The organism is Flavobacterium sp. LHD-80, assembly GCF_030929605.1.
Taxonomy (GTDB): Bacteria; Bacteroidota; Bacteroidia; order Flavobacteriales; family Flavobacteriaceae; genus Flavobacterium.
This window is the reverse complement of record NZ_JAVFVS010000005.1, coordinates 546,582-561,765: the sequence shown is the minus strand read 5'-3', so window position 1 is coordinate 561,765 and position 15,184 is coordinate 546,582. Positions and strand designations below refer to the sequence as shown.

Here is a 15,184-nt window from a genome sequence, read left to right as displayed (position 1 = left end):
TGAAAAGTGATTAGCAAATTATTCTTGTCGATGTGTTATAAGTTTAACAAAAGAAAAAATGTAGTTGCTATTCGTTCGAAAAGCTAATTACTAATTACTTTTCACTAATCACTAAAATATAAATAACTATTTTTGTCCCGAAGCCTCGATATGAACAACTTTATTATAATATTCTTCTTTTTGTTTTTAGGATTGCTTTTACAACACGTAAAGCAATTTCCTACTCATATTTATAAGACACTCAATAAGATTGTCATTTATTTTTGTCTTCCCGCTATTACTTTATATCATATTCCAAAAATAAAATGGAGTAGTGAATTGCTGTTTCCAATAGGAGCGGGATGGATTACTTATATTGTGGCTTGTATCTTTTTTCACTTTTTAGGAAGAAGAAATGGCTGGTCCAACAAACTAATTGGCTGTTTGATTTTAACTGCAGGTTTAAGCAACAGTTCTTTCCTTGGATATCCAATTATTGAAGCTTTATTTGGTAAAAAAGGTTTAGAAACTGCCGTTCTGGTAGATCAACCAGGAACTTTTGTGGTAGTTTCAACACTTGGTGTTTTTACAGCGGCTTTTTATTCTAAAGGAAGCCCTAATGCTTTAGGGATTTTCAAAAAAATTATTTTGTTTCCGCCCTTTTTAATGTTTGTTTTGGCATGTCTGATGAATATTTTTGATTATAATTTAAATGAAAATTTTCAATCGGTATTGCTGAAAATTGGAAGCTTGGTAACGCCTTTGGCTTTGCTTTCTGTTGGTTTGCAATTGACTTTTGATAGAAAAAGCCAGCATTGGAAATTTTTACAACTGGGACTTTTCTTTAAGTTGCTATTAGTTCCTTTTATCATTTTTGTACTGTATGTCTTTATTTTTAATCAGCATTCTGAGGCCATCAAAATTACTTTGATGGAAACTGCAATGGCGCCAATGATTACAGGTGCAATTTTAGCCTCAACTTACGGATTAAAACCCAAATTAAGCAGTATGATGATTGGTTTCGGGATTCCAATTTCCTTTATAACCCTTGCTTTTTGGTACTTTATTCTTAGTTTTATTTAGTAGTAAAATAGTAATTATATCGATAAAGTAGAATTTTAACTTTTTTTTACCTTTTAGATGTTTTCTTAATGTGTTTTTTGGTTAATTTTATTGGAACTAAAAACTATAAATTATGTCAACATTAAGATTAGGCGATATAGCTCCAGATTTTCATGCAGAAACCACACAAGGACCAATCAATTTTCACGAATATTTAGGCGATTCATGGGGTGTTTTATTTTCGCATCCTGCTGATTTTACTCCGGTTTGTACAACTGAGTTGGGTACTGTGGCGAACTATGTTCCTGAATTCAATAAAAGAAATACAAAAGTTATTGCTTTGAGCGTAGATGGTTTAGAATCACACAAAGAGTGGATTAAAGACATTAACGAAACTCAAAATACTGAAGTTAATTTCCCAATTATTGCTGATGAAGATAAAAAAGTAGCAACTTTATATGATATGCTTCACCCGAATGCAAGCGATAAATTTACTGTTCGCTCTGTTTTTGTGATTGGTGCCGATAAAAAAATCAAATTGACTTTGACTTATCCTGCTTCGACTGGAAGAAATTTTGACGAATTACTTCGTGTAATTGACAGTTTGCAATTAACTGCAAATTATAGTGTTGCGACTCCTGCAAACTGGAAAGATGGTGAAGATGTTGTAATTGCGCCAGCGATTCCAGATAGTGATATTCCAGCAAAATTCCCAAAAGGACACACACCAATTAAACCTTATTTAAGATTAACACCGCAACCAAATAAATAGTTTTTGAGGTGCTAAGATACTAAGGCGCTAAGATTCTAAGTTTTTTATTGAAGAGGATATACTCTTAATGACTTAGAATCTTAGCGCCTTTTTTTGTTTCGGAAAAAAAATATATTGATAAAGGTAGAAAACCTTAGAACCTTAACCTCTCAGAACCTTAGTTCCTTTCGTCAACTCATTCATTTTTTTTCTGTCTCCTACGACCCAGATAATATCATTTTTGCTTAAAATAATATTAGATTCAGGATTTAAAATTCGGTTTCCGTTTCGTTCGATCCCTACGACTAGACCGCCGGTTTTTCCTCTAAATTGACCAATACTTTTTTGAATGAATTCTTCTTGAGAAACCTCTAATTGACGAAGTACAATGTCAGATTGTTCAACTTCGGTGGCGGCTTCGATTTCGTTTTGATTTAAATATTTGGCAAATTCGGTTACTTGAGCATCCGTACCAATTACGCAAATTTCGTCACCTGGAAACAAACGTTCATTTTTAGTGGGAATCGGAATCGTAATATCGCCACGTTTTATTTCTGCAATATTAATTCCGAGTTGTTCGCGAATTCTTAATTCTTCAAGCGTTTTTCCAGCCAAGTTTGATTCTTTACCAATATCAAAAAACGACATGTGACCGTCCCAAGGCATTAAATTAGCGTAACGTCTGTCGATTTTTTTGTTCTCACGATCGTTCAGGTTTTTCAGAAAGTGATTTTCAATTTTATGATATTGCTCGTTTAATTTTTTTGGAAAAATTTGATACGCTCCAATCGCGATGATCAAGGCAACAAAAGCGACTAAAGGCGAGAAGAAAATGTTCAATAAAAATCCGACGAAAAATAAACCAAGGCTCATTCTAATTAAAATCAGCATTAAAAGCGCACCACGGTATTTACGTTCTTCCCATAAAAGTTCGACTTCATCAACTTTTACTCTTCGTAACGAAAGCGCCCATAAAAACGGCGCGATAATCACTAAAGTTATTAAAGCCGCAAGTGTGTTTCCAAATCGGGTATCAGCCACTAAAGGCGCAACAAATTTCGACGATAATAAAATGATTGCCGTAATAATTATGGTATGCAGTATAATTTGCGTGATCGATGCTCTCAAAACAATTTGCCACGTGCTCACCGACTTAATTGCCTGCGCGTTCATACTATAACGGTTGATGTTTTTAACCCACCTTTTAGGCATTTTCTGTTCTAGATATAAAGCAAACGTTTCCGAATATTTAATTAAAAAAGGAGTTGTAAATGTAGTAACTGCTGAAACTGCTACAATTATGGGATACAAGAAATCACTTGTAACTTTTAATGTCATTCCCAGAGTTGCGATAATAAATGAGAATTCCCCAATTTGCGCTAAACTCATTCCGGTTTGTACGGATTGTTTCAAAGGTTGACCTGAAAGTAAAGCTCCCGTTGCAGAACTTAGTGCTTTTCCAAAAATTGTCACCAAAGTGATAATCAAAACAGGAAGCGCAAAATCAACTAAAGTCACAGGATTAATCAACATTCCGACAGACACGAAGAAAACGGCTCCAAATAAGTCTTTTACGGGTTGAATTAAATGTTCGATTTTTTCTGCCTGAGTGGTTTCAGCAATAATAGAACCCATAATGAAAGCGCCCAGTGCGGGAGAAAAACCAACATTGGCAGCAAACATTACCATCATCAAACACAATGCAAGCGAAATAATTAGCAACATTTCGTCACTTAATAAATGCTTTGCCTTTTTGAGAAGTGTTGGAATAATAAAAATCCCGCCTAAAAACCAAATAATCAAAAAGAATACTAATTTTAAAACAGACTGCAATAATGCTGTTCCAGAAATTTGATCGCTAACTGCAATTGTTGACAATAAAACAAGCATTAAAATAGCCACAATATCCTCTACAATCAACGCGCCAAATACAATCCCAACGAACTTTTTTCCTTTTACTCCCAATTCATCAAAAGCCCTAATAATAATAGTTGTGGAAGAAATCGAAAGTGTTGCACCAAGAAAAATACTATCCATTTTTCCCCAGCCCATCCATTGGCCTACTAAATAACCAATTAATGTCATAAATATAATCTGAGTGATGGCGGTGACGGAAGAAGTGCCTCCAACTTTCATCAGTTTCTTAAAACTAAATTCGAGTCCTAAACTGAACAGTAAAAAGATAACACCAATTTCGGCCCAAACTTCGACACTTTTCATATCAGTTATTGAAGGAAAAAAATCGAAATGGTTTCCGGCCAAAAATCCTGCGATCAGATAACCTAAAACTAGAGGCTGTTTCATTTTTTTAAAGATGAGCACAGCAATTCCAGCAGTCATCAGGATTAATCCCAAGTCGCTGATTAAAGGTTGCAAATGGTGTGTAGTTTCCGCAGCGGCGTTTAAGGCAATCATATAGAAGTGGTATTTTAGTTTCAGGAGCTATTTCCAGCCTTACATTTCAAGCTTTTGCTCAAAAAACATATTTTTAACGCCGTTACAGGAGCTTCCGTTGGTCGCTCTGTAACAGCAAAAAAATATAGTTTTTCGAGCAAAAGGCTTTTCATTTCAGTCTGGGCTAGTTTTCCAATCAGATTCAATAAAAAAAGCTATCTCGATAAAGATAGCTTTTTTTGGGAAAATATTTTAGGTTTTCTTTAAATTCCTTAGGAGTTACTAGGTTTTAAATATGCCTTTCAAGTTATTTTAGTTTTGCAGTTCCTATTTTTGAATCTTTATAATAAAGAATAAAACTATCGTTTTTTAGTTCTAAAGGAATAATGAAAAACAATTCAGCTTTAAAATTTTTATATGCCGTTTGTCCAAAATAAATGATACTTTGGTCCGGATTCTTTTTTGTTCCAAATTCTACTGGAATCTCAAAAGGAGTGTATCCTTCAAATTTATACTTGTCAAATAAATCAATTTCATTTGCACGAAATTGGGGCGTATTGTAATTAGATGTTTTGTTATTGGATTTTGTTTTCCTGAAATAATTTCTTTCAGGATTACCAATAATAGCTCCATAGCCTAAATAATCACCTAAACGATATCTAATTTTGTTAACTGTGTCTACTAATGAAAAAGCACTTATTTGAGTACGATTCTCTTTCAATGAGTTGACTTTGCATTTCACCATTACGTACTTAAACTTTTCTTGATCGAATTTGATGCCTCTCAACAGTTCGTTTGAAAAACTGGAAGGTTCTTTTACTTTAAGAATTTCAATTTCAATATCGTCTACAGTTTTCTTTTGTCCGTAAAAGGCTGACACATGCAGTGCAAACAATAAAATTACAATAAATCTTATTTTCATAAAAGATTAAATACCTGTGTAATTGCTAGGAGTTATTTGCATTAATTCAGCTCTAACGGCATCAGAAACCTCTAAAGTCGCAATAAAATTATGAATTGCGTTTTTGTCAATTGCTTCATTTGTTCTTGTCAAACCTTTCAAAGCCTCATACGGATTTGGATACGCCTCACGACGTAAAATAGTCTGAATAGCCTCAGCAACAACAGCCCAGTTTTTCTCTAAATCTTCAGCAAATTTACTTTCGTTCAAAAGCAATTTGTTCAAACCTTTTAAAGTTGCTTCAAAAGCAATAATTGTGTGTCCAACAGGAACACCAACATTTCTTAAAACAGTACTGTCTGTTAAATCACGCTGTAATCTTGAAATTGGCAATTTCGCTGCTAAATGCTCGAAAATAGCATTTGCAATTCCTAAGTTTCCTTCAGAATTTTCAAAATCGATAGGGTTTACTTTATGTGGCATTGCCGATGAACCAATTTCTCCAGCTTTGATTTTTTGTTTGAAATAATCCATTGAAACATACGTCCAGATATCACGGTCTAAATCGATAATGATATTGTTGATTCTTTTTAAGCCGTCAAAAAAGGCAGCAAAATGGTCGTAATGTTCAATTTGTGTTGTTGGAAAAGAATGTTGTAAACCTAAATCAGTTTCAACAAATTTAGTTCCGAATTGTTTCCAGTCAATTTGTGGATAAGCTACATGATGAGCGTTGAAATTTCCAGTTGCACCACCAAATTTAGCTGCAAAAGGAACGTTGAATAACAAACGCATTTGCTCTTCTAAACGCTCAACAAAAACCAAAATCTCTTTTCCTAAACGAGTAGGAGAGGCCGGCTGTCCGTGCGTACGCGCCAACATCGGGATATCTTTCCATTCAACACTTAATTCTTTCAATTTAGAAATCAAAGAAATTAAGGATGGCATATAAACCTGCTCAAAAGCTTCTTTTGTAGAAAGCGGAATAGCAGTATTATTAATATCTTGAGATGTTAATCCGAAGTGAATGAACTCTTTGTATTGTGATAAACCTAATTTTTCAAAAGCATCTTTAATGAAGTATTCAACTGCTTTTACGTCGTGGTTGGTCACTTTTTCTGTTTCTTTAATCCAAAGTGCATCTTCAGTTGAGAAATTTTTGTAGATATTTCTTAAGCTGTCAAATAAATCTGAATTTACACTAGAAAGCTGTGGCAACGGAATTTCGCATAAAGCAATGAAGTATTCCACTTCAACCAAAACACGGTATTTTATTAAAGCTTCTTCAGAGAAAAAAGGTGCTAAATTTTGAGTTTTATTTCTATATCTTCCATCAATTGGTGATATAGCATTCAATTCGTTTAGAGTAGTCATTGTTATGTTGTTTTTCGAAAGGTGCAAATATAAACAGAATTTGCGGATTTAAAGTAATCAGAAAGTCAATTGAAGGCATTTTAAAAGAGAAAAAAGAAGGCAAAACACAAATTTCACGAATTAGCACTAATTTTCTCTGCTCAATTTATAGACAAGACAAACATTCGTGTTAATTCGTGACTCGAGCGATAGCGAACAGACAAAGTAAATTAGTGTTTAATAATTATGCTTTTAAATCGATTTTAATTTTTCTCTTAAATCAGCAACACCTTCTGATGCAAATTTGGCAATCGTTTCTACTTTATTTCGGATATTCGGAATCGCAATTGGTTTTGGATCAATATAAAAAACGGGAGTTGTACTTGGCGCATAAGCAATAAGGCCTGCTGCAGGATAAACTTGCAGTGAAGTTCCAATTACAGCAAAATAATCGGCCGTTTCTGTAATGTCAATTGCTTCTTCAAGAGCCGGAACTTCTTCACCAAACCAAACAATATGCGGGCGCAATTGGTGTCCGTTTGCATCAAAATCGCCTGTATATAAATCTTCAGTCCAATCTAAAATGAGGTTTTTATCTCTAATGCTTCTTACTTTTAATAATTCACCATGCAAATGCAAAACATTTGTACTTCCGGCGCGTTCATGCAAATCATCAACATTTTGTGTAATGATATGAACGTCGAAATCTTTTTCTAATTCGGCTAAAATAATATGGCCTAAATTTGGTTTTACTTCTTTTAGTTGCTGACGTCTTTTGTTGTAAAAATCCAAAACCAATTCCTGATTTTTATGCCAGCCTTCAGGAGTTGCAACTTCCATAACATCGTGTCCTTCCCATAAACCATCGCTGTCTCGAAAGGTTTTGATACCGCTTTCAGCACTAATTCCGGCGCCGGTTAAAACGACAAGTTTCTTTTTCATTTTTCTAATATTATCTTATTCAGGCAACTGATTCACTTCTAAAACCCTTACCATTGTTGGTTCTGATTTTGCCAGACCTTCGCCGTCAACCTGATTCACATTTTGAAGAAAGATATGAAGTTTTTTTTGTTTTTCCCAAAGCGAAATATCATAATTTGGTTCCCATTCACCAATAGAAGCTGTAGTTAAGTCGGTAACTTTCCATGCTATATTATTGCTCAAATTGGTGTACGCCATTGAAACTTTATTGTCTCTTTCGCTGTCTCTAAAAAGAAGATATAAATTTCGGTTTTTTCCGTTTTCTTTAATTACTAAATCGGGTCTAGAAATCGGAATTTTTTTGGTGCCTCCGCCGCCTAAGGAAAAAGAAGTTTTTCTGAATGCTGTATTTGTTTTTTTCCAAACGCCATTTTCCAAATATACAATTTGAAATTGCGGAATATTATTTTCGTTCCAATAATTGGCAATATAAGGATTTCCGTTTTCGTCAGCAGTCATCGAAGTCTGATTAATCAAGCTTGATTTTTCTGGGATTTTCCAAGCAATTTCTGCCGATGCGATAGTTATTGGCAAATTGTATTTTTCTCCATTTGATTTTTCCCAAGTCAAACCGCCATCTTCTGAACGGGCATAACAAATATCGTGATTGGTCGAAACATCCCAACTTTCTCTCCATGTCCAAGAAAGGTGAATGGTGCCTTTTTTATCTACTTTGGCTTGCCAGTAGGCACTTCTTTGCTCTTCGCCATTTACTAAATTACTTTGAATTTGTGACCATTTTTTATCTTTAACCGAATAAGAATTAATAATCATATTGCCTCTTCCCGAAGCGCCAGAACGGTACAAGAATAATAAATTTCCATTTGGTAAATTGTGAAATTCAGGATAGGTTACTTTTTGTTCAGAATTGCCAGTCATCGATTCTTCTTTTCCTAAATTTAAACTCAATGGCAATTTGCTTTTTGCATATCGAAGTTTGGTGTCATGATGATCCCAGCTTAAATGTAAATATCCTTCGCCGTCAATAGCAATACTAATGGTATTATGAGCATCTTTGATATTTCCGGTATAAGGTGTTTTTACGAGTTCCCAATTTGTAGATTTTAATTTTCTTTTGCCCAAAATCACATAACCTTCATTATCATAATAAGCTATAAATTGAAAGTCTTTAAAAGTCGTTAAGGCATTTTTTCTAAATTTTACCGTATTGACAGAATTGCTGCTCCAGCCATTTCCTACCGGAATTTCTACGTTTTGTTGTGCGATGCAGGAAAATGAACTAAAAAGAAGAAAAAAAAGAATTTTGTAAAAATGTGATTTCATTAAAAAGTGTGGTTGGTTGTAGTTAGTAAAATGAAAATTGGTTGGATTTTTCGAATCAGTAAAAATAGCCGATTTAAATATAATTAAGTCCTAAACCATACCAGTTTAAATCTATAAATGAAGTTGCACCTATAAAAAGTCGCTTTGCCCGATATCACAATTATTGTTATTTTTGCCGGAAACAGAAATAAAATGATTGATTTAGATTACCTCGCATTTCTTGAAAATATACTGACAGAGAACCGTAAAGAAAGATTTCTGCACGTTTTGGAAAATCGCACTAAACATTTTACAGTTGCTGTAGAAGATGTTTTCCAAATGCACAACACAAGTGCGGTAATGAGAAGCTGTGAAGTTTTTGGTATCCAAGAATTAAATGTAATCGAACAACGTTTTGGAAAAAGAATTGACAAAGAAATTGCTTTGGGTGCTCAAAAATGGGTAGATATTAATAGATTTGATTCGGTTTCAGGATGTCTTTCTGATTTAAAAAATAAAGGTTATCAAATCATTGCAACAACACCACATGAAAATGATTCGGTGTTGGAAGATTTTGATATTTCAAAACCAAGCGCTTTATTTTTTGGAACAGAAAAAGAAGGATTGTCAAAAGAAATTATGGACAACGCCGATGGTTTCCTAAAAATACCAATGGTAGGTTTTACTGAGAGTTTGAATATTTCTGTTTCGGCTGCAATTATCATTCAAAGTTTGACAAACAGACTGAGAAGATCCAATGTAAAATGGCAACTTTCTGAAGACGAAATTTTAGAGAAACGTCTTTTATGGGCCAAAAATTCGATTAAGGATATTAAACGAATTGAAGCGCGTTATTACGAAGAAAATCCAAGATAAAGTTTTTTTTAAGTTTCTAAGACGCTAAGATTCTTAGTTGCTAAGTATTTTAAAAAATGCGAAAAACGTACTGCTGTTTGTCTCTACAATGCTATCTGTGGAATAAAAACCTTAGAACTTTAGCCTCTCAAAATCTTAGAAACTTACGAAGAACTATCTTCCAAAAGTATCATAATTGTCCGTAGCGTATTTCTCAAAACGTTTTAATATTGCTACGTTTTGTTTTTCTGTTTCGGTTAATTGATTGTCAACATTTTCTGAAATTGGAACATACCAAGGAACAAAATCAAAAAATTGTCTAATCGTTTCCGATTTGAAAGCATAACCATGTCGGGCAAAAATGGTGTTTCTTAGAATTTCTAAATCCAGTTTCTTTAAATTTTTTAACTGACTTTCTTTCAGTTTTGTTGTTGAAGAATTAAGTTTAAAAACGACTTCTGACGCGGCTCTATAAAGTGCGCTGCTGGATTCATCTTCGCCTTCATAATCATCGATTGTATCGTTTTCGATTTTTTCTGTCTGATTTTCTGCCTGTTCTTGTTCTTTAGGATTTACATAATCAATATACATTTCTCCTTCGGGAAGCATAGCATGAGGATCGTATTTAAATTCCCTTTTTTTAAGTATGTATTTTCTTTTTGTGACTTCTTTTTTGGGATCGTTTGCTTGCCAAGTTCCTTTCAGTACCGAATCTTTTTGTATTTCAAAAGTAAAGACGCCATCATTTTTATCATCTCCAGGTTCCTTCAGAGTAAAATAAAAGGTATTCCCTGTTTTTCTCATAAAACCTTTAATAGGTTTGCTTTTCCCGTCTATAATTCTTTGACCAATTACTTCTGATTCTGTAATTCTCTTAATTAAAATATTAATCGTGTTTGCACCTTCTACAACAGGTCTAGTAGTGTCTCGTTCTTCAATCATAGAATATCCCACATAAGAGCCGTATAAATAGGTTCTTATTTCTTTGTTTTCTGCTAAAAGTTTAGTGTTTTTTGGACTTTCTTTCTCTTTTGAGTTACAAGAAAATAATAATACAACTAACAGGAAACAAAAAAGTTTTTTCATTTTTTAGATTGATTAAATAGATAGTATTCAATGATTAATAAATTTGGAATCCAGCCAATCCAAGCAATGATTTGATAGACATCCATTGGCGAAGGCTGAAACAAATATACAAGAATAACCTTCCAAAAACGCAATGTTATTGCTGAAAATGTTAAGGCGAAACTTCGCATCATAAAGGCTTTATGAAGTGGGATATTTTTGTTTTTAATGGTTAAAAAACCTCTCAGTGTAAAATAAAACCATAAGATCGATAAAGTGACGAAAGATATTTTTGAGTAAAAACCGCCATTAGCAAAAACACCAATAAATAGACCAGACGGCGCACTTAAAAACAATACTGTAAACACATATAATTTTCCAATATTTCTATGAAGAACAGGCTTGTTCTGTAATAAACCCGAATTAAACTGAGTAAATCCGGCAAGTAAAACAAAGATTGCCGAATACACATGTATGTAAAAGAAAGTAATGTAAAAAGGGATTTCAGAAACTTCTGTTTGTTTTATTTGAAGAAAAGCAACATCATTTCTTAATGGAACATATTGCCAAGTAATTTGAATCATCAAAATAAAAAAATAGCTAAAGCACAATGTCATTAAGAATGGAAACGAAAGCTTTAAGTACTTTTTCAATTTTATTTGCAAGAGATTATTTTGAAAATCAAATGTAAGAAAAATATTCTGAGTTGCTAAGATTCTAAAGGCAAAAACTTAGAATCTTAGCAACTCAGAACCTTAGCATCTTTGAACTATTTTTTTAGAAAAAGAACAAAACCTAGAATGCTCACAATTAAAATGGATAGCGCTGCTAAAACAGTCGCTAAATCTCGAATGTTTTTTCCAGCCCAATCCATAAATAAAAATTTGTGCAAAATGGCAAAAGAATATCCTTCGATTTTGTCTGAATTATTTACAACTGCAGCCAATCTTGATGTTGAAGTTTCGATAAAATAAGTCGTTTTCTCTGGCGTATCATAAGCCAGTTTTATAACCGGAAGTCTTTTGTTGACAAAGCCATATTCTCTGCTTTCAAAATCGGTTAATTCTTTTGATTCTAATAGTTTTATGTTTTCTAAAGAAGGAGAATCTTCCTCAGATGTATCAATCATTTCACAGCAAGATGCTTTTGGAGCTCCATCGGTAAAATAATAAGCCAAAAATTCAGCATATTGCAGATCCATATTTGGAACAACTTGATTTGTTGCAGCATTAATGTAAACTACTTCAGATTTTGGATCTTCTTTTTTATTCCATTTAGAATCTGATTTTGGTTTTTTGAATCTTTTTGTTTTTTTTTCAAGTAATTGACATCTGTAATAAGTAGAGTCATTCAATGTAGTTAAACTGATGTTTTGAAAACGATTCCAATCTAAATTGAGATTGTTATTTGCGCCAGGAATTTCTTTGGTTACAAATGTAGGCTCATAAACCATTTGCGATAAAGTATACGGCGCCCATTTTGTCGTCGCATGATACGCACCGCTAAAAGCAAAAGTAAGGGTGAAAAGCGAAACCCAGATTCCTATTTGGCGGTGGTATTTTCTTAAACCTTTTTTTGGAGCTAAATTATCTGTTTTTTTGAATTGTTTCCAAAGCAGACCATAAATTAAAATACCGCTCAAGGCAGAAAATCCAATAATTGATAATAAGAAAATCATCGTAATAATTCGGATACTGTTATTGCTGATCGCATCTATAAACGACCAATTGTGAAACGTATCAAAAAACCAGATAAAAAATTGTCTCGAAGTTGGATTATAAGTTGCCAGTTTGCTAGATGAGGTTTCGACATAAACCTGCATAGCATCTGGACGGTTAAAACTTAATTTATAAACTGGCAAATAACGATTTACATATTTATATTGCGATGTAAATTCGGTTACAATTTCACTGTTTTTTACGACACTTTTTTGGTCATCTAAAAAATAACGCGAAAGCCATTCGGCATATTTTTGATCTCCGTTTTCTAGTTTTTTGGCTGTGGAAGCATCAAAATACCAAAGTTCGCCAAGAATTGTTTTTACTTGATAATAAGCGGCATTATTGAAAGTTACGATTCGGAAATTTTTAAACTGAGATAATTCGTTTTTCAGCAAAACTTCCTGAATAGAATAGTGCAATTGGCTCTTGTCAATAATTTGCTGTTCGATCTTGTCATGCGCAATTTCTGGTTTGAAAAAATGCGCCATAAAAGGATGCATCAAGCCAGAAAATGTCCAAAAAATCACGGGAATAATAGTAATTAATCCAATAACACGATGCCATCTATACATGTGTTGTTTGATTTTTTTAACGATTTTAGAATCTTTCTTTTTCGAAGATTTTTTGTTTGTTTCTTTACTCATTGGTTGCTTTTTTTTGGCCACTCCCGATAGCTATCGGGAGTGGCTAAATATTATTTTTTTAATGAAAAATTATATTGAATTCCGAACACAAAAGTTCGTGGCGCTGCAGCTGTGTAAGTAGGCTGTGCGTTTGCAACATTTGTTCTTGAAACATTATATGCGTATAGCTTATCGGTAAGATTTAGAACATTTCCATAAACCTCAATTTTTTTCCATTGATAACCAATTCGGGCATTAAAGATATTGTAGCCGTCATATTTTACCGTATTAATTTGATCTTGGTAATAACTGCCGACCAATTGCCATTCTAAAGACGTTCTCAAATTTGGAAGCCAATTTGGGTAATAAGTTACTTCTGAATTTCCTGACCATTTTGGAGCTGACGGCATTTCTTTTCCATTTAAATCTTGAATAGGATCTGTTGGTTTGTCTGAAAGTTTAAAATCAATGTAAGTATGTTGTGCATAAGTGCCTCCCAAACGAATATTGAATTGTTTTGAAGGTCTGTATGAAGCGCCAAACTCAATTCCTTTGTGGCGCGTTTCTCCAGCCGAACGATAATCTGTTGAATTATCTGGAAGTTTGATGTTCAGTAATTCATTTTTACCTTCCATATAATAAAAAGCATAATCAAAGTTTAGTTTGTTTTCTAAAAATGAAAGCCATCCGCCAATTTCATAATTATCAAAATCGGCTGGTTTCAGATTGTAATAAAATTCGGCAGGAATACCTGTTGTTCCTCCAGTTCCTGGTTTTGCTCTAAATATTGACGTAATTCCTGGAGGCGCAAAACCTTGGGAATAATTGCCGTAAAAACCAGCAAATTCAAACGGATTGTAATTTGCTCCGGCTTTAAAAGTGGCTTTGTCATATACTTTGCTTCCAGACGAAAGGTCGATTGCGTTATCATAATTCACTTTCATATTGTCATATCGACCGCCAAGCGTAATGACTAATTTCTCGATTGGATTAAAACTGATTTGCGCGTAACCAGCTGTATTGAAAATGTCTGCTGTATAATCTGCTAGTTTAGAATCTGGATGTTCAGCGATGATTTCATATGAATCTACCGTTTGTTTTCCTGGAGCACCTGCATTTAAATTGGCTTTTAAATCAATTACATACGACCAATAGGTTACTGGCGAATAATCATATAAAGCGCCCGCAACAATTTTAGTATTCAGAAAATCGAATTTTTGCGTGTGCTGCCCAATTGCACCGTAACTTTTGAAATTGTTTGAATTAACTTCACCTTTAGCTGTTGTTGGATTTACTGTCGGGCTCCATTTAATTCCGTATGACGGGTTTTGACCCAATTTATTATCGCGTAAATAAGCTGTGGTATAACTGCTTGAATTGCTATTCCAGTCATGTTCCAGTGTCAGTCGAGTTCGTAAAGCATCCGATTTTCGATACGTAAAATTAGAAGTGCTTTTGTAAGTTCTGTTATTGAAATCGCTTTCATTTACAGAACCACTCATATCCGAATAATATTTTCCGTACATCGTATTGCTTATCAATCGGGTAGAAGGAGAGATCTGGTAGTCAATTCTTGCATTCAGATTATCTTTGTTATAATCAGAATAGGTCATCCATCCATTTTCCTGTAGACTTGAAATGCCTGCAATATGAAAACCTACTTTTCCGATCGTTGCACCACCGGCCGCCTGAAATCTTCTGTAGCCATAATTATCAGCCTGAATTCCAAATTTGAATTCTGGATCAACAGGTGGTTTCAGTGAAATTAAATTAATAGTTCCTCCAACAGCTTCAGGTCCGTATAATGAGGAAACAGGACCTTTAACGACTTCAATACTTTGTAGATTGTATTGGTTTATTTCCAATAATGCATTATGATTAAAAATTCCCATAGGGCGAATTGGCAATCCGTCTTCCAAATATAAATAATAGGCATTGGTTGTCATGGGCTGACGAATAGACATCATATGCTGTTCGTTTCCTAAATTTACCATTAATACGCCAGGGGTTTTATTTATGATTTCATAAACTGCAGTTGCTTTGGCTTCGTTAATGGTTTTAGCTGTTAGTTTGCTTATGGCAACAGGCGTTTCTTTTCTTAAAGTTGCAGTTCGATTGGCAGTTATAAAAACATTTTCAAGTTCATGCGACTTTGTTGTGTCTTGCTCCGTTTTATTTTGCGCAAAAACACATTGCCCTATAATCAATAGGGTAAAGTATATTTTTTTCATTTTAA

At 33.8% G+C, this 15,184-nt stretch carries 12 protein-coding genes; 3 read left to right on the top strand and 9 right to left on the bottom strand.

Annotation, left to right across the window (positions count from 1 at the left end; all coding sequences use genetic code 11):
• Nucleotides 1-150 precede the first annotated feature (150 nt).
• Entirely contained in the window at nt 151-1,062 is a 912-nt protein-coding gene (locus RB619_RS10460; RefSeq protein ID WP_308097086.1) for an AEC family transporter, read from the top strand.
• Between the two features lie 112 nt (nt 1,063-1,174).
• Nucleotides 1,175-1,813 carry a peroxiredoxin gene (locus RB619_RS10455; RefSeq protein WP_026727986.1) on the top strand — a complete coding sequence of 213 codons (639 nt, stop codon included), beginning with the start codon at nt 1,175-1,177 and terminating at the stop codon, nt 1,811-1,813.
• Between the two features lie 141 nt (nt 1,814-1,954).
• Here the strand turns inward: RB619_RS10455 and RB619_RS10450 are convergent, their stop codons facing one another.
• The 5 genes from RB619_RS10450 to RB619_RS10430 form a co-directional block, all read right to left on the bottom strand.
• On the bottom strand, nt 1,955-4,207 hold the full coding sequence (locus RB619_RS10450) for a cation:proton antiporter (protein WP_308097083.1): 2,253 nt from the start codon (nt 4,205-4,207) through the stop codon (nt 1,955-1,957).
• 286 nt (nt 4,208-4,493) lie between these two features.
• Nucleotides 4,494-5,108 carry a hypothetical protein gene (locus RB619_RS10445; protein WP_308097080.1) on the bottom strand — a complete coding sequence of 205 codons (615 nt, stop codon included), beginning with the start codon at nt 5,106-5,108 and terminating at the stop codon, nt 4,494-4,496.
• 6 nt (nt 5,109-5,114) lie between these two features.
• Nucleotides 5,115-6,461, bottom strand: a complete 1,347-nt coding sequence (gene purB / locus RB619_RS10440) for an adenylosuccinate lyase (protein ID WP_308097077.1) — start codon at nt 6,459-6,461, stop codon at nt 5,115-5,117.
• Between the two features lie 231 nt (nt 6,462-6,692).
• The gene (locus RB619_RS10435; RefSeq protein WP_308097075.1) at nt 6,693-7,382 is read right to left on the bottom strand and encodes an NAD-dependent deacylase; all 690 of its coding nucleotides are present in this window, start codon (nt 7,380-7,382) and stop codon (nt 6,693-6,695) included.
• Between the two features lie 15 nt (nt 7,383-7,397).
• Nucleotides 7,398-8,705: a BNR repeat-containing protein gene (locus RB619_RS10430; RefSeq protein WP_308097073.1), complete on the bottom strand. Its 1,308-nt coding sequence runs from the start codon at nt 8,703-8,705 to the stop codon at nt 7,398-7,400.
• Nucleotides 8,706-8,897: 192 nt separating this feature from the next.
• Here RB619_RS10430 and RB619_RS10425 point away from each other — a divergent pair, with 192 nt between their 5' ends.
• Nucleotides 8,898-9,560: an RNA methyltransferase gene (locus RB619_RS10425; RefSeq protein ID WP_308097207.1), complete on the top strand. Its 663-nt coding sequence runs from the start codon at nt 8,898-8,900 to the stop codon at nt 9,558-9,560.
• Between the two features lie 153 nt (nt 9,561-9,713).
• On the opposite strand, the gene RB619_RS10420 is transcribed toward RB619_RS10425, so the two are convergent.
• The 4 genes from RB619_RS10420 to RB619_RS10405 all read right to left on the bottom strand — a co-directional run bounded on the left by RB619_RS10420 (nt 9,714) and on the right by RB619_RS10405 (nt 15,179).
• The gene (locus RB619_RS10420; protein ID WP_308097071.1) at nt 9,714-10,625 is read right to left on the bottom strand and encodes a YARHG domain-containing protein; all 912 of its coding nucleotides are present in this window, start codon (nt 10,623-10,625) and stop codon (nt 9,714-9,716) included.
• On the bottom strand, nt 10,622-11,257 hold the full coding sequence (locus tag RB619_RS10415) for a DUF2306 domain-containing protein (protein ID WP_308097069.1): 636 nt from the start codon (nt 11,255-11,257) through the stop codon (nt 10,622-10,624). The genes RB619_RS10420 and RB619_RS10415 overlap by 4 nt, the downstream gene beginning before the upstream one ends.
• Before the next feature lie 116 nt (nt 11,258-11,373).
• Entirely contained in the window at nt 11,374-12,969 is a 1,596-nt protein-coding gene (locus RB619_RS10410) for a PepSY-associated TM helix domain-containing protein (RefSeq protein WP_308097067.1), read from the bottom strand.
• 50 nt (nt 12,970-13,019) lie between these two features.
• Complete coding sequence (locus RB619_RS10405; RefSeq protein WP_308097066.1) at nt 13,020-15,179, bottom strand: TonB-dependent receptor; 2,160 nt, start codon at nt 15,177-15,179, stop codon at nt 13,020-13,022.
• Nucleotides 15,180-15,184: the final 5 nt, after the last annotated feature.

Coding starts and splice junctions, on each gene's coding strand:
- RB619_RS10460 (WP_308097086.1), top strand. CDS start 151: ATGAACAACTTTATTATAATATTCTTCTTTTTGTTTTTAGGATTGCTT.
- RB619_RS10455 (WP_026727986.1), top strand. CDS start 1,175: ATGTCAACATTAAGATTAGGCGATATAGCTCCAGATTTTCATGCAGAA.
- RB619_RS10450 (WP_308097083.1), bottom strand. CDS start 4,207: ATGATTGCCTTAAACGCCGCTGCGGAAACTACACACCATTTGCAACCT.
- RB619_RS10445 (WP_308097080.1), bottom strand. CDS start 5,108: ATGAAAATAAGATTTATTGTAATTTTATTGTTTGCACTGCATGTGTCA.
- purB (WP_308097077.1), bottom strand. CDS start 6,461: ATGACTACTCTAAACGAATTGAATGCTATATCACCAATTGATGGAAGA.
- RB619_RS10435 (WP_308097075.1), bottom strand. CDS start 7,382: ATGAAAAAGAAACTTGTCGTTTTAACCGGCGCCGGAATTAGTGCTGAA.
- RB619_RS10430 (WP_308097073.1), bottom strand. CDS start 8,705: ATGAAATCACATTTTTACAAAATTCTTTTTTTTCTTCTTTTTAGTTCA.
- RB619_RS10425 (WP_308097207.1), top strand. CDS start 8,898: ATGATTGATTTAGATTACCTCGCATTTCTTGAAAATATACTGACAGAG.
- RB619_RS10420 (WP_308097071.1), bottom strand. CDS start 10,625: ATGAAAAAACTTTTTTGTTTCCTGTTAGTTGTATTATTATTTTCTTGT.
- RB619_RS10410 (WP_308097067.1), bottom strand. CDS start 12,969: ATGAGTAAAGAAACAAACAAAAAATCTTCGAAAAAGAAAGATTCTAAA.
- RB619_RS10405 (WP_308097066.1), bottom strand. CDS start 15,179: ATGAAAAAAATATACTTTACCCTATTGATTATAGGGCAATGTGTTTTT.